19 protein-coding genes are annotated in these 19,758 nt (G+C 65.5%); 12 read left to right on the plus strand and 7 right to left on the minus strand.

The window, feature by feature from the left end; translation table 11 throughout:
- Both aksA and HPY83_15915 read left to right on the plus strand, forming a co-directional pair.
- The coding region (aksA, locus tag HPY83_15910) for a homoaconitate hydratase (GenBank protein NPV09431.1) at positions 1-266 on the plus strand (266 nt) is incomplete at its 5' end.
- Between the two features lie 52 nt (positions 267-318).
- The gene (locus HPY83_15915) at positions 319-1,644 is read left to right on the plus strand and encodes a DUF512 domain-containing protein (GenBank protein NPV09432.1); all 1,326 of its coding nucleotides are present in this window, start codon (positions 319-321) and stop codon (positions 1,642-1,644) included.
- Here HPY83_15915 and HPY83_15920 read toward each other — a convergent pair.
- The gene (locus HPY83_15920; protein NPV09433.1) at positions 1,572-3,260 is read right to left on the minus strand and encodes a CapA family protein; all 1,689 of its coding nucleotides are present in this window, start codon (positions 3,258-3,260) and stop codon (positions 1,572-1,574) included. The genes HPY83_15915 and HPY83_15920 overlap by 73 nt on opposite strands.
- Before the next feature lie 340 nt (positions 3,261-3,600).
- On the opposite strand from HPY83_15920, the gene HPY83_15925 reads away from it, so the two are divergent.
- Positions 3,601-4,806, plus strand: a complete 1,206-nt coding sequence (locus HPY83_15925) for a glycosyltransferase family 4 protein (GenBank protein NPV09434.1) — start codon at positions 3,601-3,603, stop codon at positions 4,804-4,806.
- 23 nt (positions 4,807-4,829) lie between these two features.
- Positions 4,830-5,237, plus strand: coding sequence for a VanZ family protein (locus HPY83_15930; GenBank protein ID NPV09435.1), 408 nt, complete (start codon positions 4,830-4,832; stop codon positions 5,235-5,237).
- Here HPY83_15930 and HPY83_15935 read toward each other — a convergent pair.
- Together HPY83_15935 and HPY83_15940 are read right to left on the minus strand one after the other, a co-directional pair.
- On the minus strand, positions 5,142-6,185 hold the full coding sequence (locus tag HPY83_15935; protein ID NPV09436.1) for a hypothetical protein: 1,044 nt from the start codon (positions 6,183-6,185) through the stop codon (positions 5,142-5,144). The genes HPY83_15930 and HPY83_15935 overlap by 96 nt on opposite strands.
- 28 nt (positions 6,186-6,213) lie before the next feature.
- The gene (locus HPY83_15940; protein ID NPV09437.1) at positions 6,214-6,498 is read right to left on the minus strand and encodes a DUF2089 domain-containing protein; all 285 of its coding nucleotides are present in this window, start codon (positions 6,496-6,498) and stop codon (positions 6,214-6,216) included.
- Between the two features lie 361 nt (positions 6,499-6,859).
- Here HPY83_15940 and HPY83_15945 point away from each other — a divergent pair, with 361 nt between their 5' ends.
- Positions 6,860-7,360, plus strand: coding sequence for a hypothetical protein (locus HPY83_15945; GenBank protein NPV09438.1), 501 nt, complete (start codon positions 6,860-6,862; stop codon positions 7,358-7,360).
- A complete protein-coding gene (locus tag HPY83_15950; protein NPV09439.1) occupies positions 7,357-8,370 on the plus strand; it encodes a LysM peptidoglycan-binding domain-containing protein in 1,014 nt (337 codons plus the stop codon). Before HPY83_15945 ends, HPY83_15950 begins: the two co-directional genes overlap by 4 nt.
- A gap of 18 nt (positions 8,371-8,388) precedes the next feature.
- On the opposite strand, the gene HPY83_15955 is transcribed toward HPY83_15950, so the two are convergent.
- From HPY83_15955 to HPY83_15970, 4 genes are all read right to left on the minus strand, one after another.
- Positions 8,389-8,766 (minus strand): DUF1634 domain-containing protein, encoded by a 378-nt coding sequence (locus HPY83_15955; protein NPV09440.1) that lies wholly within the window; start codon positions 8,764-8,766, stop codon positions 8,389-8,391.
- Entirely contained in the window at positions 8,763-9,536 is a 774-nt protein-coding gene (locus tag HPY83_15960; protein ID NPV09441.1) for a sulfite exporter TauE/SafE family protein, read from the minus strand. Before HPY83_15960 ends, HPY83_15955 begins: the two co-directional genes overlap by 4 nt.
- A 120-nt stretch (positions 9,537-9,656) precedes the next feature.
- On the minus strand, positions 9,657-11,036 hold the full coding sequence (locus HPY83_15965) for a hypothetical protein (GenBank protein NPV09442.1): 1,380 nt from the start codon (positions 11,034-11,036) through the stop codon (positions 9,657-9,659).
- Between the two features lie 16 nt (positions 11,037-11,052).
- Entirely contained in the window at positions 11,053-12,072 is a 1,020-nt protein-coding gene (locus HPY83_15970; GenBank protein NPV09443.1) for a hydroxyacid dehydrogenase, read from the minus strand.
- Between the two features lie 167 nt (positions 12,073-12,239).
- Between HPY83_15970 and HPY83_15975 the strand changes: the two genes are divergently transcribed.
- The 6 genes from HPY83_15975 to HPY83_16000 all read left to right on the plus strand — a co-directional run bounded on the left by HPY83_15975 (position 12,240) and on the right by HPY83_16000 (position 19,721).
- Positions 12,240-13,538 (plus strand): ROK family protein, encoded by a 1,299-nt coding sequence (locus HPY83_15975; GenBank protein ID NPV09444.1) that lies wholly within the window; start codon positions 12,240-12,242, stop codon positions 13,536-13,538.
- Between the two features lie 138 nt (positions 13,539-13,676).
- On the plus strand, positions 13,677-15,056 hold the full coding sequence (locus tag HPY83_15980) for a sugar ABC transporter substrate-binding protein (protein NPV09445.1): 1,380 nt from the start codon (positions 13,677-13,679) through the stop codon (positions 15,054-15,056).
- A gap of 100 nt (positions 15,057-15,156) precedes the next feature.
- Entirely contained in the window at positions 15,157-16,086 is a 930-nt protein-coding gene (locus tag HPY83_15985) for a sugar ABC transporter permease (protein NPV09446.1), read from the plus strand.
- A gap of 103 nt (positions 16,087-16,189) precedes the next feature.
- Positions 16,190-16,993 (plus strand): carbohydrate ABC transporter permease, encoded by an 804-nt coding sequence (locus HPY83_15990; protein NPV09447.1) that lies wholly within the window; start codon positions 16,190-16,192, stop codon positions 16,991-16,993.
- Between the two features lie 72 nt (positions 16,994-17,065).
- Entirely contained in the window at positions 17,066-18,520 is a 1,455-nt protein-coding gene (locus HPY83_15995) for a hypothetical protein (protein NPV09448.1), read from the plus strand.
- A 139-nt stretch (positions 18,521-18,659) separates the two neighbouring features.
- Positions 18,660-19,721 (plus strand): hypothetical protein, encoded by a 1,062-nt coding sequence (locus HPY83_16000; protein ID NPV09449.1) that lies wholly within the window; start codon positions 18,660-18,662, stop codon positions 19,719-19,721.
- Positions 19,722-19,758 lie beyond the last annotated feature (37 nt).

Genomic DNA, 19,758 nt, shown 5'->3' on the forward strand with positions numbered 1-19,758 from the left:
GCGTCCTCAAGAATCCCCAGAACTACGAGGTCTTTAGCCCGGAAGAAGTGGGGCTGGAGCGGCAGCTGGTAGTGGGCAAGCACTCCGGGTCCCATACCATCTACCACAAGTTCAAGGAGTTCGGCGTCGAGCTCACTCAGGAGGAGTCGGCTGAGATCCTGGCCCTGGCGCGCGAGATGGCCGTGGACCTGAAGCGCGCGCTCTTCGACAAGGAGTTGATGTACATATACCGTGACTATCAGCGGCGGAAGAACCGCCGGGAGTGATCCCGTTCCGGCCCCAGCCCCCGGTCGCGCGCCCGGGGGCAAGATCGCTCGCGTGTCGCCCGGCTCCCCGGCCCATCAGCTTGGGCTCCAGCCGGGCGACGTGTTGCTCGCCGTGGACGGTCGCTCCCTCCGTGACGTCCTCGACTTCCGCTTCTATACCGCCGCCGACGAGTTCACCCTGCTCGTAGAACGCGCGGGCCAGCATCTGCTGCTGGAGGTGGCTCTCGGATCAGGCGAGCCTTTCGGGGTAGAGTTTGAGTCGGCTCTCTTCGACGGCCTGCGGACTTGCCGCAACCGCTGCCCCTTCTGCTTCGTCCGCCAGATGCCACCCGGCTTTCGGCCTTCGCTCTACGTTCGGGACGACGACTACCGTTACAGTTTCCTCTATGGCAACTTCGTCACCCTCACAAACTTGGAGCAAGATGACTGGAGTCGGCTGGCCGAGCAGAGGTTGAGCCCTCTCTACGTGTCGGTGCATGCTACCGATCAGTCAGTGCGCGACCGGCTCCTAGGCGTGCGGGAGAGCATCCCGCTCATGGACAAGCTGCTGTGGCTCCGCAGCCACCGCATCGCCTTTCACGCCCAGGTGGTGCTGGTCCCTGGGCTCAACGACGGACCTCACCTGGACCGCACCCTGGGCGACCTACTACAACTGGGTGAGTCTTGCCTGAGCGTGTCGGTGGTACCCGTGGGCCTGACCGGGCGCGCCCCGTCGCACCTGTACCCCTTCACCCCCGCGGAAGTCGAGCCAGTCATCGCTCAGGTGCGCCAGTGGCGGCGCCGCTACGCCGCCCGGCTCGGGCGCCGCACTGTGTACGCCTCGGACGAGTGGTTCCTCATGGGAGGCATCGACTTGCCGGGTGCACCCTACTACGAGAGCTTCCCTCAAGCGGAGAACGGAGTGGGAGCAGTGCGGTTGTTTGTCGATACCTGGGAGGCAGACCGCCGGGCTTTGGCCACATGCCCCCCACCCGAAGGCACGCGCCTGGTGGTGTGTGGGACTCTCATCGAGCCGCTGTGGCAGTCCATCGCTGGGCAGATGCGGGCTATGGGGGCCGATGTGCAGGTGACGGCCGTGGTCAATGAGACGCTGGGCCCGACGGTAACCGTCTCCGGGCTGCTCACGGGCCAAGATCTAGTGGCAGCACTGGGTCGGGTGCCCGCGGGCACCACCGTCTGCCTACCCCGCGCCATGTTCAACCAGGAGTGCGCTCTGACTCTGGACGGCATGACCCTGCACCAGATACAGGACGCGCTGGGCGCCCCGGCTCTGATCGGCGCCGAAGCCGGCGATGTGCTCGCCCCCTACCAGCCTGAGGCAGCGAACAACGACGACAACAACTCAGCCCGCTCCTCTGGTGTCATCGGCCGCGGCTGAGCATAGTCCTCCAGCATGAAAGTCAGTACCTCGGTGGAGAGGTGGCGGCCCATGTAGATCACATGTCGGTCCACGCACTGCTGGCGCGTGCCCAGGCTCCACATCTGGTCGAAGAGGAAATTGCCCAATCCATAGTGAATGAAACCGCCGTTGTAGAACTCGAAGGCCTGAGGATGGTGAGCCTGGCTGCCGCTGACGATCTTGGCCCCCGCGTCTACCATCCCACGGAAGTCTTCGCGCTGCTGGGGGGTCGGCTCGTAATGGTAGAATTCCCAGTACTGCCAGGTAACGATTGGTATGTCCACCGCGTCCTTTAAGGCGCCTAGCTGCTCGTGCATGTAGTCAAAGTCGCAGGGAGCAGCACCCGGGCGGTTCTCGGTCGCCCAGGCGTATTCCGGCCCCACCGGGTTGCATCCCATGAACGCGAAGGAGTTGCCATTCCGAGCGGTGAACTTGGGGCGACGGGCGTCCTCCAGGTCCACCCCTCCGCCGTAGTGAGGCCATCCCTCCCGCTTGTACATCTGCACCGTCTCGATGGTGGCCTCGGAGCCCCAGTCTTGGAAGTGATTGCCTGTCAGCTCTACTACGTCTGTGCCCAGGTGGCGTAGCAGCTCCATATACTCCGGAGCGCTGCAGAACACGAGGCTCTCCTGGTGCATGTTGCCCGGAGGGCAGTCAGATGCGAAAGGTATCTCGTTCGATATGTGAGCAATGTCGGCCGACTGCATCAACTCCGCGATGTGCTCTGCCGGATACAGCACTCCGTACTGGTCCATCCTGGCGGCAGTGCCTCGCACCATCGCCGTCACCCCGGTCATCACCAGGAGAGTCATCCGTACCTCATCCCGGTTAGTGTACTGGGGCAGCTGCACCTCCTGGGCCCGAGGCCCGGTGACGTCGTATCGCAGCCTAAGCGGCCACGGCTTGTCGGCCAGCCCCTTCTCCAGCGCGCTCACGCCGTCGAGTCGCAGCACCTTCCACCGCGGCTCGAGCTCATCGAAGGGCACGATGCCCCAGACGGCTGGGCGGGCAGACCAGGCTTCATCCACTATGGAGCTCTCCTCGGTCACCAGGATGGGCACCGCCTCCCCCGGCTCACCCAGCAGGCCCCGCAAAGCATCGTACACCGCAGCCGTCAACATGAGGGTAGGGACGGAGCCGTCCCCGCTTAAGTATGTGAGAGCCTCCCCCTCCCCAGCCCAGTAGGCAAGCACATCGTCCCAGTAGATATCGTCCGCGATAGTGGCGAAGGGCACCACCGGGACCAGCACCCATTCCGGCCCCGGACCCTCAGAGGCCGGCCGCAGCAGCACCTCGGCCTCGTCAGCGCTGTCCACCACCGTCAGCTCGTTGGCTCCCAGTACTGCCGCCCTTACCGGTGCAGGCACCGACGGGTCTATCCACAGGGCCACTGGCGATGGTGTCGCAGTGGCAGTGGCGGTCGCCGTGGGTGTCGGCGTGGAGGTGGCAGAGGGCGGGCGGCTGGTGGGCAGGGCGGCAGGCGTCAGCCCCGGGGCGACGGGCCCGACAGTGGGCTGGGCCCCTCCAGAACCACAGGCAACCACAAGGGCTGCCAGCGTCACGCTCATCACTATCGTGATTGGTCTGCTGGACATCGTCTTCACCATGCGAGCGGCTGGGCAAAGCCGCTCCATTATAGGCCCTCTCCCTCTCATGGCCAGTCCCGCCGATCGCACCAGACGGCTCAAGTTGAGCGTACTTGCTCCGGGCTGCACGCCGCTGATGAGGACTCGTGGCCAGTGAAGCCCGGGCGCTGAGCTTTGCCGAGGCACCGCCGTGCCCAGGGCCGTGCGGCGAAGTCCCACCGTCGTGACCGGTTGCCGGTCTGAGTGCATGCACAGCGCCGCCGTCTCAGAGTGTCTGCGGCCGCCCACATTGTCCGGGCCTCAGGGCTCCCGTATACTCGCGGCCATTGTGGGCAAAAGGGTGTCGCGCGTGGCTCTGGTTGGCACCTTCGGCCTTCAACCGAAGGCAACCGTCGCTGCCCGCGCCGTGCCCATCGCCCTAGAGCTACAGCGCCGAGGCAAGCAGGTTAGGGTGTTCGTCCCGCCGTGGGACGACCCCGATAGCGCCGGACTCACCACCGAAGCACGCGGGGTGCCGGTGGAGCAGGTAAGCCTATCGGGGGGACCGCTGGCCGTCCTGGCTCGGCTGGCCCGGGCAGTGGCCCGGTTCCAGCCCGACCTGATTCACGCATTCAAGCCCATTGGCTTCTCGGCCGGGGTAGCCCAGCTCAACGTGGTTCGGACCGTATTGCCCGGCCGCCGACTGCCCCTCGTCGTTGATGGCGACGACTGGGAGGGAGGCGGCGGCTGGAACGAGCGACGCCCCTTCCCTGGTTGGGCGCGTGCGGCTGGATCCTGGCAGGAGCGGTGGTGCTACTGTCACGCCGACGCGGTCACCGTGGCCAGCGAGGAACTGCGCTCCATCGTCTGGAGCCTGGGGGTGCAGCCATCCCGCGTGTTCGCGGTGCCCAACGGCCTGACGGCTCCCCTCGCCCATCCCAAGCCGGAAGAGGTAGAGGAAGTGCGCCGCCGCCACGACCTAACGGATCAGACCATACTCCTCTACACGCGTTTCGCCGAGTTTGCGCCCTCGTGGCCCGTCGCATTCATGGCCGCCCTCCGCCGATCGAGCCCCGAGGTCGGATTGCTCGTGGTAGGCAGGGGCCTGGCCGGTGAGGAAGAGAAACTGGCGGCGGAGGCCCGTTCGGCCGGTCTGGCCCAGGCGCTCAGGTACGTCGGCTGGGTGCAGCCCGACCGTCTACCCTCCTACCTAGCCGCCGCGCACGTGGCGGTGGTACCCTTCGAGGACACTCTAGTGGCCCGGACCAAGAGCTCCGTCAAACTTCTGGAGTTGATGTCGCTCGGGCTGCCCATCGTGGCCTCGGCAGTGGGAGAGAACGTCCGCTACCTGGACTACGGCCGGGCTGGGGTTCTCGTTCCCCCTCCCTTGGACGCGGAGCAGTGCGCAAGCGAGGTCCAATCGCTGCTGTCTGACGCCCCTCGCCGAGAACGGCTGGGCCAAGCCGCTGCCCAGCGCTTGAGAGAGGAGTACCTGTGGAGCAACCTGGCCAATCAAGTAGAGGACGCCTATCGGCGAGCGGTCTCCTCACGCGGGATAGGCGCCGAACGCGAGTAAGCCTGCTGCGCCAGGCGGCGCTTTTGGGGCCGGTCCTTCTGTGGATGGCTGCCATCTATGTGGTGTCGGCTCAGCCGACCCTGCCCACCATCGGCGAGACATGGCTCGACCGGACGGTCAAGGCGGCGGCCCATGCAGGGGAGTACGCCGTCCTAGCAGTTCTCATGGCTCGCCCTGCCCTTGCCGGGGGGGGATGGCTCTCCCGCAAGCAGGCGCTCGTGGTGCTGGGGCTGTGCTTCCTATACTCCCTCAGCGACGAGTATCATCAGTCGTTCGTTGCCGGCCGCATGGCTGACTGGGCGGACGTCGCCGCCGACACCGCCGGTGCCTTTCTCTCAGTGGTGGCCCTGTCGGCCGATGGTCCCGCCGGCCTGCTGCGGCGACTGGATCCCCTGCTTCGCGCCCGTTGCCCCGACCGGGTAGGTGAGTAGACAGACGTCGCCCCGCCCCAAGCTCACGCCAAGCTCGACGGTACCCCGCATCCATCGGCCCACCAGGCGACGCCCCCCGCTGCTGGGCCGTCCGCGCCGCCCCACCTCAATGCCGGGGAAGGCACACCGCAGGTTACCGCCTCCGGTAGAGAGATCGAACTTCAGGGGGGCTGTCTCCGGAAGCACCAGCCGGGCGCACCCTTGCTCAGCAGTCACGCGATGCTCGCCGTCGCCCAGCAGACCGCGGAAGCTCAGATCCAGCTGCTCGGCCCGCACGATCAGCCGTCTAGCGATGGCCGTCTCCACGTCAGCGCTGATCTGGCGCCCTTCCAGCGCCAGGCAGTCGGTCTCGGCATTAGCTGCCTTCACCGACGCCTTCTCCCCCCGCAACTCCACCGTCGCTCCCCGAAAGTCGCTGATGGTTAGGGAGCCGTCTCCGACATGCAGGCGCAGGACACCCCCGCACGAAAAACAGCTCACCTGTCCCCACCCCACGCTGGCCAGCGTCTCGCCCTTCAGGCCCTCCAGGTTGAGCGCGCCTCGGCCCACCGACGCGACCAGGAACCCGCCATACCGCCGCAGAAGGATGTCCCCTCTCTTCACCAGCGCCGAGAGCCTCCGACACTCCAGCCCGGAGGCCTCCACCGAACCCCGGTCCAGCTCGAGGGCAAGCGCTGTCAGGTGAGCCGGAATCCCGAGCCTAACCCGACCGTCCCGCCCGGCAGCAGGTCGCACCAGCGCCGCCAAAGCAGTCGCACCTCGGGACAACTCGATGCTCGCACCCTCAGCCTCTGGGGGGCAGACCTCGAGCCAGGCGGCTTCCCCTGCCACAGGCTCAACTATCACCGAGACAGCACCACTGTCTCCGAGGTCGCCAGGAGGCACCAGACGCAGAGCGAGCTCAGTCATGCCCTCGAGGGGCAGGCGCTGTGCGGCGGCGCCGCTCACCTATCGCCGAGACCTCCCGCAGGACTGATCACCGGTTGCGCAGCTCCGACTCGAGTTCCACCGCCGCCACCAGGTCATTCAGCCGCGCTCTGACAGTCGGATAGGACACACCCAGCCGCCGGCTCATCTCGCGCAGATTCCCGCGGCTGAACACGAACTGACGCAGAAACTCCGCTTGGCTCCCGTCCAGTCGGCTGAACAGCCCGGGCGAGAAGGATCCCCCCACCACCGTGCCACAGTCACGGCACTTGAGCCCGGTCACCAGCAGGTTTCCCTCACAGACAGGACACTTGCTCAGTAGTGCGTGTTCCACGTTCTCACTCCCAGCCTGCAATGGCCGATGACCCCCGAAGGCCTCGGCTCGGCCTCGAAGGCACCGGCGCAAGGTGGCGCAGTCCTTGCGGCGGGACGGCCGCCCGCCTACAATGGCGCCCATTCCGGCAAGGTTGTCAGTTCTGCATGGACCTCGACCGGCTTGTTTCGTGCCTGGACGGATACCTTCAGATTCTAGACCACGACGACCGCTCGAACAACGGCCGCCCGCTGGAGGGGCTACGAGAGGTGTATTGTGTGCCGCTCGCGGTCGGCGCCTATCGGGGCACCTTCACCGAGGCTGCTCCGGCCAGGTTGGATCTGCTGTCAACCGCTCACGGTGTTGCTAGGATAAGCCTGTCATGGTGACCGGTGCCCGCCGGCTGCGCTTCTTGAGGCTCCTCCGCGCCCGGGTCTCGCTCTATGCCGTCCACTTTCTGCCCGACGTCCACCCAGAAGTGGGGAAGAGCGTGGAGGTGGCCAGAGTGCTCGGCCTGACGCCTGAAACCTGGCTGCGGCAGGCCGGGGGCCGGCTCGTTGGGCTCTCTGCCGGAGCGCCTGCCGGCACCGCTCTCGACCGACTGCGCCATCGGATGGGGGAACCACTAGCTTCGCCAGCTGCGGCCTGGGCTTCCCGGGGAGCCACAACCTCCGGGAAGGCCGTGGGTCGCACCCGCCAGACGCTCGCGAGCGTCGCAGGCGCCGTAGCCCGCGGAGAGCTGCAGCGCACGGTGTGCCATCCCGTGAAGGAAGCGGAGCTCGGCGTCGTTCTCGGGGGGCGCCGTCTCACCAAGACAGTTGGCCTGAAGACCCTCGCCTGCTCCCTGGGCACAGTGTGGGTCGAGGCCCCTATCGGCTTATGAGGCGCCTGGCTCCCGCGGTTGCGACGGCGCTGGTTCTGCTCGCTGCGGGGACCCTCCCGGGCTGCGGCGCCGGGGACCCCGGTCGCGATGGCACGTCAACCGCCCCCAGGCGCCCCGCCGCCTCGGGCACGGCCACCACTCTTCCCACCTGGACGGACGAGCCGGTCACTCCGACGTCGACCGCCACTCCGACGGCCACCCCCACGCCCATCGTCTACGCTATCCAGCAGGGCGATACCCTGGTCGAGGTCGCCGCGCGCTTCGGAGTCTCCGCCTCCGAGATCCAGGAGGTCAATGGCATCACCGACCCTCGGCTGCTGCAGATCGGCCAGGAGATCATCATCCCGGCTGCCAGCGGCGAAGGCGACAGGAGCACACCCACCCCCACTCCGATGCCCGTACACGTCTCCTCCCAGGCCGACGTCCGCACCCAGGCTGGCTTGGCCGTCGTCCTCGGTGAGGTAGTGAACGACAGTCCGCAGGGCGTGGAAGAGGTGACGGTCCAGGTGGAGTTGCAGGACGGTAGTGGCAGCGTCCTGGCGAGCATCACCACTGCGGCCATGGCGGATGTGATCGCCGGTGGAGGCAGAGCTCCATTCGCCGTGGTCATAGGCGAAGCACCACCCTACCAGCGTGCGGTGGCTCGCGTCATCCGCGCCCTGCCTGAGGTGCCGGCCCGTCTGGTGCACCAGGCCCTGTCGGTGGCCGAATCTACCGGTCGCGCCGTCTACGACCGCACCTTCGTGGTCATGGGTAAGGTCCGCAACCTGGGGGAAGAGACGGCCCTGGACGTCTTCGTCGTGGTTACCCTGTACGGACGCGACGGCGCAGTGATCGGGGCCGGGCGAGAGCCGCTGGAGCCCGTGCCCCCAGGCAGCAGGGCCGTCTTCCAGGTGAGCCTGGTGCCCATCGCGTGGCCGGTGGAGAACTATGAGGTCACGGTGGAGGGACGAAGACCCACCCCCACGCCTTTGGGTGGCCGGCCCATCGAGGCCACCCCCTCGGGTTAGGCTTCCTTCCGGCTCGCGCTACGGCGACGTCAACAGACTGGTGGCGATGACCACCAGCACCGCGAGGGAGACCGCTCCGTAGCCCCACTCCCGTCGGAGCACGAACCATATCGCGGCCAGCACCACGCAGAGCACCGGCGTGGTGAGCAGAGCCAGCAGCCCCAGGTTGAGCATCCCCTCGATGGTCAATAGTGCGCCCCGCCCGAACAACTCACTCAGCGGCATGGCCATCGCGGCGCCCCATTCAGGCTGCCCAGCGGACGCCTTCAGCACCACACCGACGAGGGTCAGCGCCAGGGCAACAGCGGTCCCCCATTGCAGGATGGTTCTGAGACCGCAGTGAAGGCTGTCCCCAAGCGCACCATGATCCCTGCCTCGAGCACCGGCCGTGGTCACAGCGACAGCTCCAAGCCTCGGCCAATCATCACGATCGCCGTGTAGGCTGCCAGGGCACCGAAGGCGATGCGGAGGTAGCCGGCGTTGATGCGGGTGGCGACCCTGGCCCCCAGAGCGGCGCCGGCTAAAGCACCCAGAACGGTGGCTCCAGTGACTACGAGGTCCGTATGCCCTCGCGAGTAGTAGACGATAGCCGCCGTGGCTCCGGTGATGCCCACCAAGAACGCGCTCGTAGCCGTGGCGAGGCGCATAGGTATGCGCATCCCCAGGCAAAAGAGAGGGACGTTGATCACCCCTCCTCCAATCCCCAGGAGCCCGGAGAGGGCTCCACCTACGTAGGCTCCCGTGTGGCCCAGCCACCACCGGCTCACCGGGCAGTTGTGCACCGTGATCTCCCCGTCATCGAAGCGCGACCTCTGCCCCATCATGCGCCAGGCCACGTAGAGGAGGACCACGCCAAACACCACCGAAAGGTAGCGCGCATCGAGCTTGCTGCCCACAGCGGCGCCAGTGGCCGCTCCTAGAGTTGTCGCAAGGAGTAGGGCTAGGGCCAGGCGCAGATGCACCAGACCCTCCCTAAGGTAGTGCAGGCTGGCCACGGTCGAAGTGGCCACCACACCCACCTGGCCCGCTGCCACGGCAGTGTGCATCGGCACACCGAACAAGATGGACAGAGCGGGAACGATGACAAAGCCACCCCCCACTCCTAACATGGCCCCCAGCGCACCGGCGACGGCGCCGCTGAGGGCCAAGACCGCCAACGGCAACACTGAGGAATTCCCCCGCTCCCGAGATGGACACAGCACCGGCCGCAGAGCTCACCACCGGCGCGCCCACTATAGTAGGCTGCTGCAACCTTACCCGCAAACCCGAGTCGTGACTGACACCGGTCAAACTGCGAACTGGCGCCGCACCTGGTCCATGCAGAACCCGAGCCCCGGTCCCCTCAAGCTTTCGGTCCGCACCTCCCCCCCGCGAACGTGGAAGGCATCAGGGTGGGCGGCCTGCACATCTGGTGAGGTGTCGGGGAAGTACTGCCGGCTGTTGTACTCCACCCCCATGAGAGGATGGCTGCGGGCCGCCAGTCCCACCGATTGGAGCAGGGCCAGGCCAGGATTGGTCAAGTCCTGAATGGAGTACGGCAGACCTAGGTGCTCCGCCTTGGCCAGCCACAGGACAGTGTGAGACTGCCCCTTGCAGGCCTTGAGAGCCGGACCGGACCAGCCGAGCTCCAGAGCCCGATCGAACAGCTCGTCGTCGTAGAGGCTCTCATCGGCCAGGACCGGCACGATCTTCGCCAGTCCGTGCATGTCGTGGGGAAAGCGCCACAGGTCTCGCTGGGTGGGCTGCTCCACGTAGAGGATGCGGCGGGCCGTGTCCGCCGAAGCTTCGCGAACCCGGGCCAGCATCTCGATCGCGTAGTCGGGAGTGTCGCAGACCTCATTGGTGTCGGCGGTGAGATAATGCTCTTGGCGACCGTGGGCACGCAGGACCTCCTGCGCCACTCGATCTACCGCCAGGAGCCGTTCCACGTCCCACACCAGGTCGTTCCCGCGCAGCTTCACCTTGAGGCAGTAGAGGCCCTCGCGCTCGATCCACTGCTCCAGGCTGTTGGGTAGCCCATCGTCGGGCTCAGTGCCGCGCAGCTCGCTCCGGGTGAGTCTGTCCAGGCCCCCCACCAGGTGAAAGACGGGCACCTTGGGAGCGAACGAACGCCGCAGGAAATGCTCCGGGTATAGCCCCTCATGTCCGGGGCCCAGGTAATGCGCCAGGTCATGGGACATGAACGCCGGGCCGTAGGTCCGGTAGGTGTCCACTCCGTTGGCCAGACCGAAGGCGTCGTGCAAGGCGGCGTCCAGGGGGGAGGCGCTCACCAGAGTGGCCAGGGCTGGCAGAGGCTCCGCCAGGCCCCACTCAGCACTCAGGTTCTCGGCCAGCTCGTGAAAGCCCGGCTCAACCTCCCGGGCGATGTCGAGAGGATGCCCGCTGCCGTGATAGTTGGCCAGCAGGGCGGCGCAACGCCGGGAGAGCTCCACCATGGCCCGCTCCGCCTCCTCGTGCCCTACCGCGGCGCTGGGGAAGGCCCACAGATCGGCTAGGAACATGCTTCCCCAACCGCTGCCCCTGCGACCCCGGCCGTTCTCCACCGTGACCCGAGCCTCGAAGAGCACGGCAGAGTCCATGACCACGGCGCCGAACTTAATGGGGGAGCGGGCCCGGCACCGGGTGAACGACGTCTCTACCTCCAGAACGCGCACGTCTGATTCCATATCCGAAGGCTCTCCCTCAGGCGATGTGGTCCAGGGCTTCGCGGGTGACCTGCTTGTGTAGGGGCCTGCCGCTGAAGAAGCGCTCCAGCTCCTCTGCGACGAACAGGCTCATGCGCTTGGTGACCGTGCCCGCCGGACCGGCGATGCCCGGGGTGATGACGACGTTGTCGAGGTCGCGGTAGGGGCTCTGGGCCACCGCCTCCTCGCCCGAGAGGGTCTCCAGGTACACGTCCAGCCCGGCCGAGATACGACCCGACTGGAGGTGGGGCAGAAGGGCGTCATGGTCCACCAGAGCACCGCGGGCGGTGTTGATGAGGACGGCGCCATCCTTGAGCATGGAAGCCGTCCTGGCGTTGATGAGGTGGTGTGTCTCGGGCAGGGAGGGGCAGTGCAGGGAGACCACGTCACACTGGGTGAGCAGGTCCTCGAGCTCGGCCTTGGCAACACCCAGCGCTTCCGCTTCGTTGGGAGACAGATAAGGGTCGTAGATCCACGCCTCGACGTCCCCGAAGGCCTTGAGCAGCTTCAGGAACTCCCGCCCGGTGGCGGAGGCACCTACGATGCCCACCTTCAACCCATGCAGGCTGCGGTTGGCCAGCAGTCGCGGTTGGATGGAGGGGTCGCCCCGGAGCCCCCGGTGGCGGAAAGCCTCCTGATGAGCGGGGAAGTGGCGCAGGCAGGCCAGGGTGAGAGCCAGGGCCATCTCCCCCACCGCCACCGCGATGACAGGAGCGGCGTGAGTGACGGCGATGCCCCGCTCCCACACGGCCGAGGGGAAACCCTTCACCGAGCCGGCGGCGTGCGCGATGATCCTGAGGTTCGTCGCTGCGATGACCCGATCGGTGAGCCTGACGCCCCAGCAGGTGATGGCGGCATCGGCGCCCTGCAGGAGGGAGATGAGAATGTCCTCGTCGGCGTCGGCCGCGCCCTGATAGCGGTGGAAGTGGGAGAAGGACCGGAGCCGTTCCTCCGCTGTCAGGGTGAAGACCAGGTCGTACATCTCATCGCGCATCGTAGAGACGATCGTGGGCACCATGGGCAACTCCCCCAGTCGCCGGCCCCGCCGTAGTCGGGCGCTGGTCCAGCTATGAACTAAACCAGAGTGTATCAGCATCTCGCATCGCCGTCAACGGGCGGATAGGCTTGACAGAAGGGGGTGGCACCGGTATACTTCGTCTCCATATGGACGAAAGCACACGATCCATGGCGGAGGAGACGCGACGCTCCAGATATCCGCGCGTGGTGGGTGAGGATCGCTTCTCCCGGGGGAGGGCCGGCACCCTGCGGGCAGTGCTTGACCGGCTGGTTCGCCTCCAGGGCCAACCCACTAGCCGCGCCCGCCTGGCACGGGACCTGGGCCTCTCCAAGACGACGGTGTCCAGCGTGGTGGACGACTGTGTTCAGGTGGGTTTGCTCCAGGAGGCGGAGGACCGCGGCTACCCCAACTCGCGGGGGCGGCCGGCGGTCCCCTTTGCCTTCACACCTGGGGCAGTGGTGGTAGGTGGGGTGGAGCTGGGGCTGACCAAGCTGCGCATGGTCCTTGCCGACCCCGGCGGCCGCATCTTGTCCGACAGCGAGCTGGACTCGCCCGGCCTCCATGCCCGGCCAGTTGACTACGTGGACATGATTGGCGCTGGCATGGAAGCTCTCCTAGCCGAGGCGGGAATCGCTCGCGGGCGCCTGCTCGGCATCGGCGTGGGGACCCCAGGCCTGGCCGACCCGGCCGAAGGGGTGATTCGGGCAGCCTACGACTTCGACTGGTACGACGTTCCCCTGGGCCCCATGCTCACGGAGCGCACGGGAGTGCCCGTCGTCCTGGCCAACCGGGGCAAGATGGGGGCGCTGGGCGAGTATGAGCAGGGCGAAGGCCGAGGCCGGCAGAACGTCGTCTACATCCGCCTCGGCACCGGCGTCACCGGCGGCATGATCCTGGCCGGGGAGCTCTACTGGGGAAGCGTAGGTGCCGGGGAGGCCATCGGACACATACTGGCGGTGCCGGACGGGGAGTTGTGCGGCTGCGGCAGCCGCGGCTGCTTGATGACTGTGGCTTCCATGCCCGCGCTCAGCCGCCGAGTGCGCCGACTGCTCAAGCGAGGGGAACCCAGCGTGGTCCACGACATCGTGGGGGGTGACCTGTCCCGCATTGACGGCACCATCGTGCTCGAGGCCGCCCGTGCCGGCGACCCTACCTGCCTTTCGGTCATCCGCGAGGCGGGGGAGCGGATAGGGGTGGTGGTCTCCGGGCTGGTCAACCTCCTGAGCCCGGACGTGGTGGTGATCGGGGGACCCATGAGCGCCGCGGGGGAGCCCCTGATGCAGGCCATCCGGCAGTCCCTGCGGGAGCACACCTTGTCGTACCTGTACAACCACGTGGACATCGTGCCCACCCGGCTGGGCTCGCGCGCAGGTGCCGTGGGCGCGGTGTACTACGTGCTACGGTACACGCCGCTGCTGGCGGACTACGTTATGCAAGCGGCCTTGCGGGCGCCTTCGGGTGCGTGAGCGTCGTGTGACGGTGCAACGGTGGCATACTCTTGGCGAGGAGGTGAAGAAGCAGGCAAAGGGTGTCCGTCCCGATGAATGCAGAGGCCGGTGTAACTGGCCGAGCCGCACTACCTGAGGCAGGCAGGAGGGCAGAGCATGTCGCGCAAGCTGAGCAGAAGAGGCTTTCTCGGTCTGGGAGCCATGACCGCGGGCATGGCAGCGCTGAGCGCCTGCGGCGCGGCCGCCACCCCCCAGGTCATCGAGAAGGAAGTGACCGTGATCGTGGAGGGCACGCCGCAGATCGTGAAGGAGACGGTGATCGTTGAGACCGTCAAGGAGGTGTCGACCGGGTTTGTGACCTTGAGAGCTCCCTATGCCCCGGGCTACAACGAACGCGAGATGTTTGACTTGTTCGAAGCGCTATACGATGAGATCAAGGTCCTGCCTGAGGAGACCCCCGGCGGAACGACGGGCTATGAGCAGCGGACTCTGGCCGATATCGCCGCCGGCACCTTCCCCGATGTCTGGTACGTGCACCCGAACTTCTACACTGCCCTAGCCAGCCGGGACGCGCTGCTGCCGGTGAACGAATGGATGGTACGGGACAACTTCGACTCGGACAACCTCTTCCCCGCCGCACTGGACGTCTTCTCCTGGCGGGGAGACATACACGGTCTCCCTTACGGCTGCAATACCCAGTTCTTCGTCTACAACAAGGGGTTCCTGGGCGAGCGGGGCATGGTTGACCCCAACGAGCTCGAGTCGGCCGGGAACTGGAACTGGACTACGCTGCTGGAGGAGCTGCTCAAAGCCACCGGCGGCGAGGGCCTGGAGGCCACTCTTGGGGTCTGGAGCATCAACATTGAGCGGTTGACGTGGGTGTGCGCCTGGATATGGTCCGCCGACGGCAATGTCTACGATGAGGCGCTCACGCGGTGCCTGTTGGATGAGCCGGAAGCTAGGGAAGCGCTGCAGTACCTGGCGGACATGTTCGTTGTTCACAAGGTGGCCCCTGCCGGGCCCGTCGCCGCCACCTACCCGGACGGGTTCAACAGTGGCAGGGTGGCATACACCTTGGGCGCTCGTGTCAGCTTCTACCTCAACGCTGCGAGGGACAATCCCCTTGATCTGGGCTGCATATCCATGCCGGTGGGGCCGCGCGGTAGCCGGTTCACCAGAGGCGGTTGGGATGGATTCGCTATCCCCAGAGGCTCGCCTCACCCGGAGGAAGCCTGGAAGCTCCTGCAGTTCCTGGTGGGCGACGACTGCCAGAAGACGCTGCTCAAGTCCAGCATGCCGTTCACTCACAGCATCTTCGACTCTGAGGATTTCGTGGCCGTTCTCGCTCCTGGTGAGGACATCGGTGTTTATCGCGCCAGCGTGGCGATGCACCGCAACCTCCTGCTGCCCGGTCGTCACAATGAGGTCGACCAGGTCTACCGGTCCGAGATCGAGGGTGTGAAGCTCGGTGAGATCACCTTAGACGAGGCCATTCCCAACATCGTCACCAAGGCGAACGAGATTCTGGCCAGCTAGGGCTGGGTTACACGCTTGGCTGCAGAGCACAAGTCGAGCCGAAGGGGCGCCGCAATACCCGGTGCCCCTTCTCGCTCAGTAGCTAGCGCGGAGGACACCGATGACCGCTGGACAGGGGCTGTCGGGCGCAGGCACAGGATACCGAGGTCTGCGACGTCGGGAGGCACTCGACGCCTACGTCATGATCACCCCATGGCTCCTGGGCCTTGTCCTCTTCACCGCGGGGCCCATGGTAGCGTCGGCGATTCTGGCGTTCATGAAGTGGGACATCATGTCGCCGGCCGTCTGGACCGGTCTAGGCAACTTCAGGATCGCGCTCAACGACGAGTTGCTGGCCAAGTCCCTGGGCAACACCGCTTTCTACACGTTCATCGGCGTGCCGATTAACCTGGTCAACGCTCTGTGGTTGGCTATCCTGCTGAACACCGATATCCACGGGAAGGCCCTCTACCGCACCTGGTACTACCTCCCATCTGTGGTTCCCTCAGTCGCTAACGCCATAGTCTGGATCTGGATCCTGCACCCCCAGTTCGGGGTGATGAACGCCTTCCTTTCCCTCTTGGGCATCCAGGGCCCTAACTGGCTCTGGGACTCTCGCATGGCCAAGCCCTCGCTCATGTTGATGAACCTGTGGGGGATAGGCAGCAGCTGCATCATATTCCTGGCTGGTCTGCAGAATGTCCCGCAGACTCTGTATGAGGCGGCCAGCATTGATGGGGCAGGTACCATCAGGCGCTTCCAGCATGTGACTGTGCCCATGCTCACTCCCGTAATCTTCTTCAACCTGATCATGGGCTTCATAGGCTCGTTTCAGGTGTTCACCAGTGCTTACATAATGACCGAAGGAGGCCCCAGGAACGCCACTCTGTTCTATGTGCTCTACCTGTACCGCAATGTCTGGGAGTACTTCAAGATCGGCTACGCCTCAGCACTCGCCTGGATTCTGTTCGCCATTATCATGGCTCTTACACTGATTCAGCTGAGGCTGGCCGACAGGTGGGTCTTCTATGAGCAGGAACTCCGGAAGTAAGGCAATGGAGATCGCAGAATCATTGCCAAGCGGACGTGCTCGACAGACATCTGTGCCCTGGCACCAGCGGCGCCGGGTAAGGCATCTTCTGTTCGAGATCTTCATGCACCTCTTCCTCGTCACCGTCGGCATCACCTTCCTGGTGCCCCTTGCCTGGCTCGTGTCGTCATCTCTGAAGGGCCCAGGAGACCAGTTTGCCTTCCCCCCCAAGTGGATTCCGGGCCCGGTACACTTCGAGAACTACGTCTTGGCGGTGACGCTCCTCCCGTTCGGCACCTTCTTCAAGAACACCGTCATGATATGTGCTCTCAACCTCATCGGCACTCTGATCTCGTCGTCACTGACCGCTTTCGCCTTCGCCCGGCTACGCTTCCCCGGCAGGGACCGCCTATTCGTGATTCTCCTCTCCACCATGATGCTTCCCGGAATCGTGACCCTCATCCCCACCTTCGTCATGTTCAAACAGCTGGGTTGGGTGGATACCATTGCTCCTTTGACAGTCCCGGCCTTCTTCGGTGGTGGTGCATTCAACATCTTCCTCATCCGCCAGTTCTACATGACCATTCCTGCGGACCTGGACGAAGCGGCCCGAATGGATGGAGCCAACTCATGGCGGATCTGGAGACAGATCATGTTGCCGCTCACGAAACCGGCCCTGGGCACAGTGGGGATCTTTAACTTCCTGAGTCACTGGAACGATTTCATGGGCCCGCTAATCTACCTCCGTTCCACCGAGAACTACACCCTGGCCCTTGGAGTAGCCGGCTATCAGAGAACTTGGGGTGCTGAGTGGCATCTGGTCTTCGCCAGTGCATCACTGATGGTCTTCCCCGTGATCATTGTGTTCTTCCTGGGCCAGAGGTACTTCGTACAGGGGATCGCACTCACTGGCATGGGTGGCAAGTAGTCGCAAGGTGAGCTCAAACCTCAGCTAACGACATCGGAGCCGCAGGCGGGAAGCCGCGGCCGCGGAGGTCATATGCCCTTCCAATGGATACGTCCCGCGACCAGCCGTTTCGACGAGGCCGACGTGCAAGGAGTCATCGAAGCTGGCGCGCGCCTGGCTGCCAGCATCCCCTGGACGGTGGATGCTCCGGATGAGTTCTACGATGCCGTCACCACCTTCGGCTTCGTCGTGAGCGGCAAGAAGGTGATGCCCAACCGGGCGGTGGTGGACAGGACGCTGGCCGCCGCTGAGGAATTGCGCCGATCGGCACCGGCCCCGCGTGACGGTGAGTCCCTCTCCCCGGAACTGCGTTTCTCCGTCTCCGGCCAGGCCCTCTGGTGCTGCGATCCGGAGACGGACAAGCTGCGCCCCGCCACGGTCGAAGACCAGGCAGCCTTCTCCCGGGTTGTCAACGCTTTCCCCCGCTTGGGCCGCACCCACCCCACCTTCATCCCCCAGGACGTGCCCCTCCAGACCGCTGAGTTCCATTCCTTCGTCACCATCCTGCTCAACAGTGACAAACCCTATCGCGTCTCGGCGTACTCACCTGAGGTGCTGCCCTACTTCCTCGAAGCTCTCACCATCTACCATGGATCGGGGCAGCAGGCAAAGGCAGACCTCGCAGGAGACCTGATCCCGGCCAAGGCATGGATCAACACGCCCTGCATGCTCTCGCGCGAGGCGATCGCAGCCGCCATGCGGCTGCGCGAGCTGACTGGCCGGCCGCTGAGCTTCGGCTCCATGCCGGTGGCAGGGATGGCCACACCAGTGACTCCGGCGGGGGCGCTGGCGCTTATCACGGCTGAGGTGATAGGCGCGAACGCCTTCTCCCTGGCACTGGACGGGCGGTTGGCGGGTTGGACGGCTTCGCCGTGTAGCGTGGACATGAAGACGGGCACCCACGCCCAGTGGGCACCGGAGGTGATCAGGCTCACGTGCGCCGCCAACCATGTGGCCGATGCTCTCTTCGGCGGCAGCCACCAACCGCCCGTACCCACCTACACCTCGGCCAAGCGCCCAGGCGAGCAGAGCATGATGGAGAGAGCCTTCGGGTTCGGCTTTGGGTTCCTCTCTGGCGCTCGCTCCTTCGGCAGCCTGGCCACCCTGGCGACGGCCGATGTAGGTAGTGTGGTAGAGCTCATGCTAGACATGGAGTTGGTGAGCGCGGTAACTCACCTCGCCAAGGGCTTCGAAGTGGACCAGGAGTCGCTGGCTGAAGACCTCATTGCCGACATCGCCCCACAGGGGGCGCGTTTCCTGGACACCGAGCACACCGCGCGGCACTTCCGCTCTACGCAATGGATCCCGGAACTGCTGGACCGACGCGTGCCCATGGCCTGGGTGGGCGATGAGCGGACTATGCTGGACAATGCCCGGACCAAGGCTCTGCGGCTGCTCAAGACGGCCCCCAATCGCTGTCCTTTGGACGAGGGAAAGCGAGGCCAACTCAAGCGCCTGTTGGCCGAGGCGGATCGGGAGCTGAGCTAACGCGCCGCGAGCCACGCGGAGGACACCATGGCAAACGACCAGCGTGACGCGCACGGTCTGCCTGGCGCGAGCAGCTACCTCACAGGCTGGATCAAGGCGAGCGTCCAGACCGAATGCAACCTCTCCGAAGGTAACTGAGATGGACTCGCGCGAAAGAGTGCTGGCTGCCCTTGAGTTTCACCCACCCGACCGGATCCCTCGGCGAGACGGCTTCGAGAATGGCTTCGTCCAGCGCTGGCGGCAAGCCAAGGACCTACCGTCGGACGCCGATCCCATCGACTACTACGGCATGGATCTGGCTGTGTGCGTAGCAGACGAGAGCTTCTTCCCTTCAAAGAAGGCGGTGTTGGCCCAACAGGCCGACTACGTCATCGAGAATGATGGGTGGGGCCGCACCATCCGCCGCAGCGCCCGGGCCAATTTCCAGGAGACGGTGGATTGCCTCCTGAAAGACAAAGCCACCCTCGACCGCCTGCGCTTCGAGCCCACGGACGACGCCGCCCGCTACACCGACCTGGTGCAAGCGGTCGAAGCTCACCACCGGGCCGGCCGGGCGGTGTTCGTCAAGATCGGCGGTCCGTTCATCCGATCTTCCTTCATCCGGGGAATGGAGACGCTGCTCATCGACATGGCCGAGGACCGGCCCTTCTGCCGCGACCTCTTCAGCCTGGTGGGCGAACACCTCCTGGCGATAGGTCTGGAGGAACTACGGCGGACTTCTGTCCACGACATGGGCGTGTGGATCTACGATGACATGGCCGGGAACCTGGGCCCCATGTTCTCTCCCAACGCCTTCGAGGCCATGCTGCTACCGGTGTACCGGCAGATCGTGCAGCGGCTGAAGGCGGCCGGGTGCGCTCGAGTCTTGCTCCACAGCGACGGCAACCTGACTCCGTTCCTCGACCTGCTCATCGAAGCGGGCATCGCTGGAGTGCATCCGGTGGAACCCAAGGCAGGGATGGACTTCGCTTCACTACATCAGCGCTACCGCGGGCGGCTGGCCTTCATCGGCGGAGTCTGCAACAGCCACATACTGCCGCGCGGTGATCGGGGCGAGATCGAGAGGCACGTGCTCCCCATCATCGAGGCGGGGCGAGAAGGGGGCGTCATCATCGGCTCGGACCCCGTGGGCGAGGACGTGAGTCCGGAGACGTACGACTACTACATCCGGCTGCTCGAGTCCCACGGGAACTACGGGTGAGAGGCTGGCGCCTCCGGGCCCGGTTCCCGTCCCCCTG

The organism is Anaerolineae bacterium, assembly GCA_013178015.1.
In the GTDB taxonomy this organism is placed as follows: domain Bacteria; phylum Chloroflexota; class Anaerolineae; order DRVO01; family DRVO01; genus Ch71.

Coding starts and splice junctions, on each gene's coding strand:
- HPY83_15920 (NPV09433.1), bottom strand. CDS start 3,260: ATGTCCAGCAGACCAATCACGATAGTGATGAGCGTGACGCTGGCAGCC.
- HPY83_15945 (NPV09438.1), top strand. CDS start 6,860: ATGGTGACCGGTGCCCGCCGGCTGCGCTTCTTGAGGCTCCTCCGCGCC.
- HPY83_15950 (NPV09439.1), top strand. CDS start 7,357: ATGAGGCGCCTGGCTCCCGCGGTTGCGACGGCGCTGGTTCTGCTCGCT.
- HPY83_15965 (NPV09442.1), bottom strand. CDS start 11,036: ATGGAATCAGACGTGCGCGTTCTGGAGGTAGAGACGTCGTTCACCCGG.
- HPY83_15970 (NPV09443.1), bottom strand. CDS start 12,072: ATGGTGCCCACGATCGTCTCTACGATGCGCGATGAGATGTACGACCTG.
- HPY83_15975 (NPV09444.1), top strand. CDS start 12,240: ATGGCGGAGGAGACGCGACGCTCCAGATATCCGCGCGTGGTGGGTGAG.
- HPY83_15980 (NPV09445.1), top strand. CDS start 13,677: ATGTCGCGCAAGCTGAGCAGAAGAGGCTTTCTCGGTCTGGGAGCCATG.
- HPY83_15985 (NPV09446.1), top strand. CDS start 15,157: ATGACCGCTGGACAGGGGCTGTCGGGCGCAGGCACAGGATACCGAGGT.
- HPY83_15990 (NPV09447.1), top strand. CDS start 16,190: ATGCACCTCTTCCTCGTCACCGTCGGCATCACCTTCCTGGTGCCCCTT.
- HPY83_15995 (NPV09448.1), top strand. CDS start 17,066: ATGCCCTTCCAATGGATACGTCCCGCGACCAGCCGTTTCGACGAGGCC.
- HPY83_16000 (NPV09449.1), top strand. CDS start 18,660: ATGGACTCGCGCGAAAGAGTGCTGGCTGCCCTTGAGTTTCACCCACCC.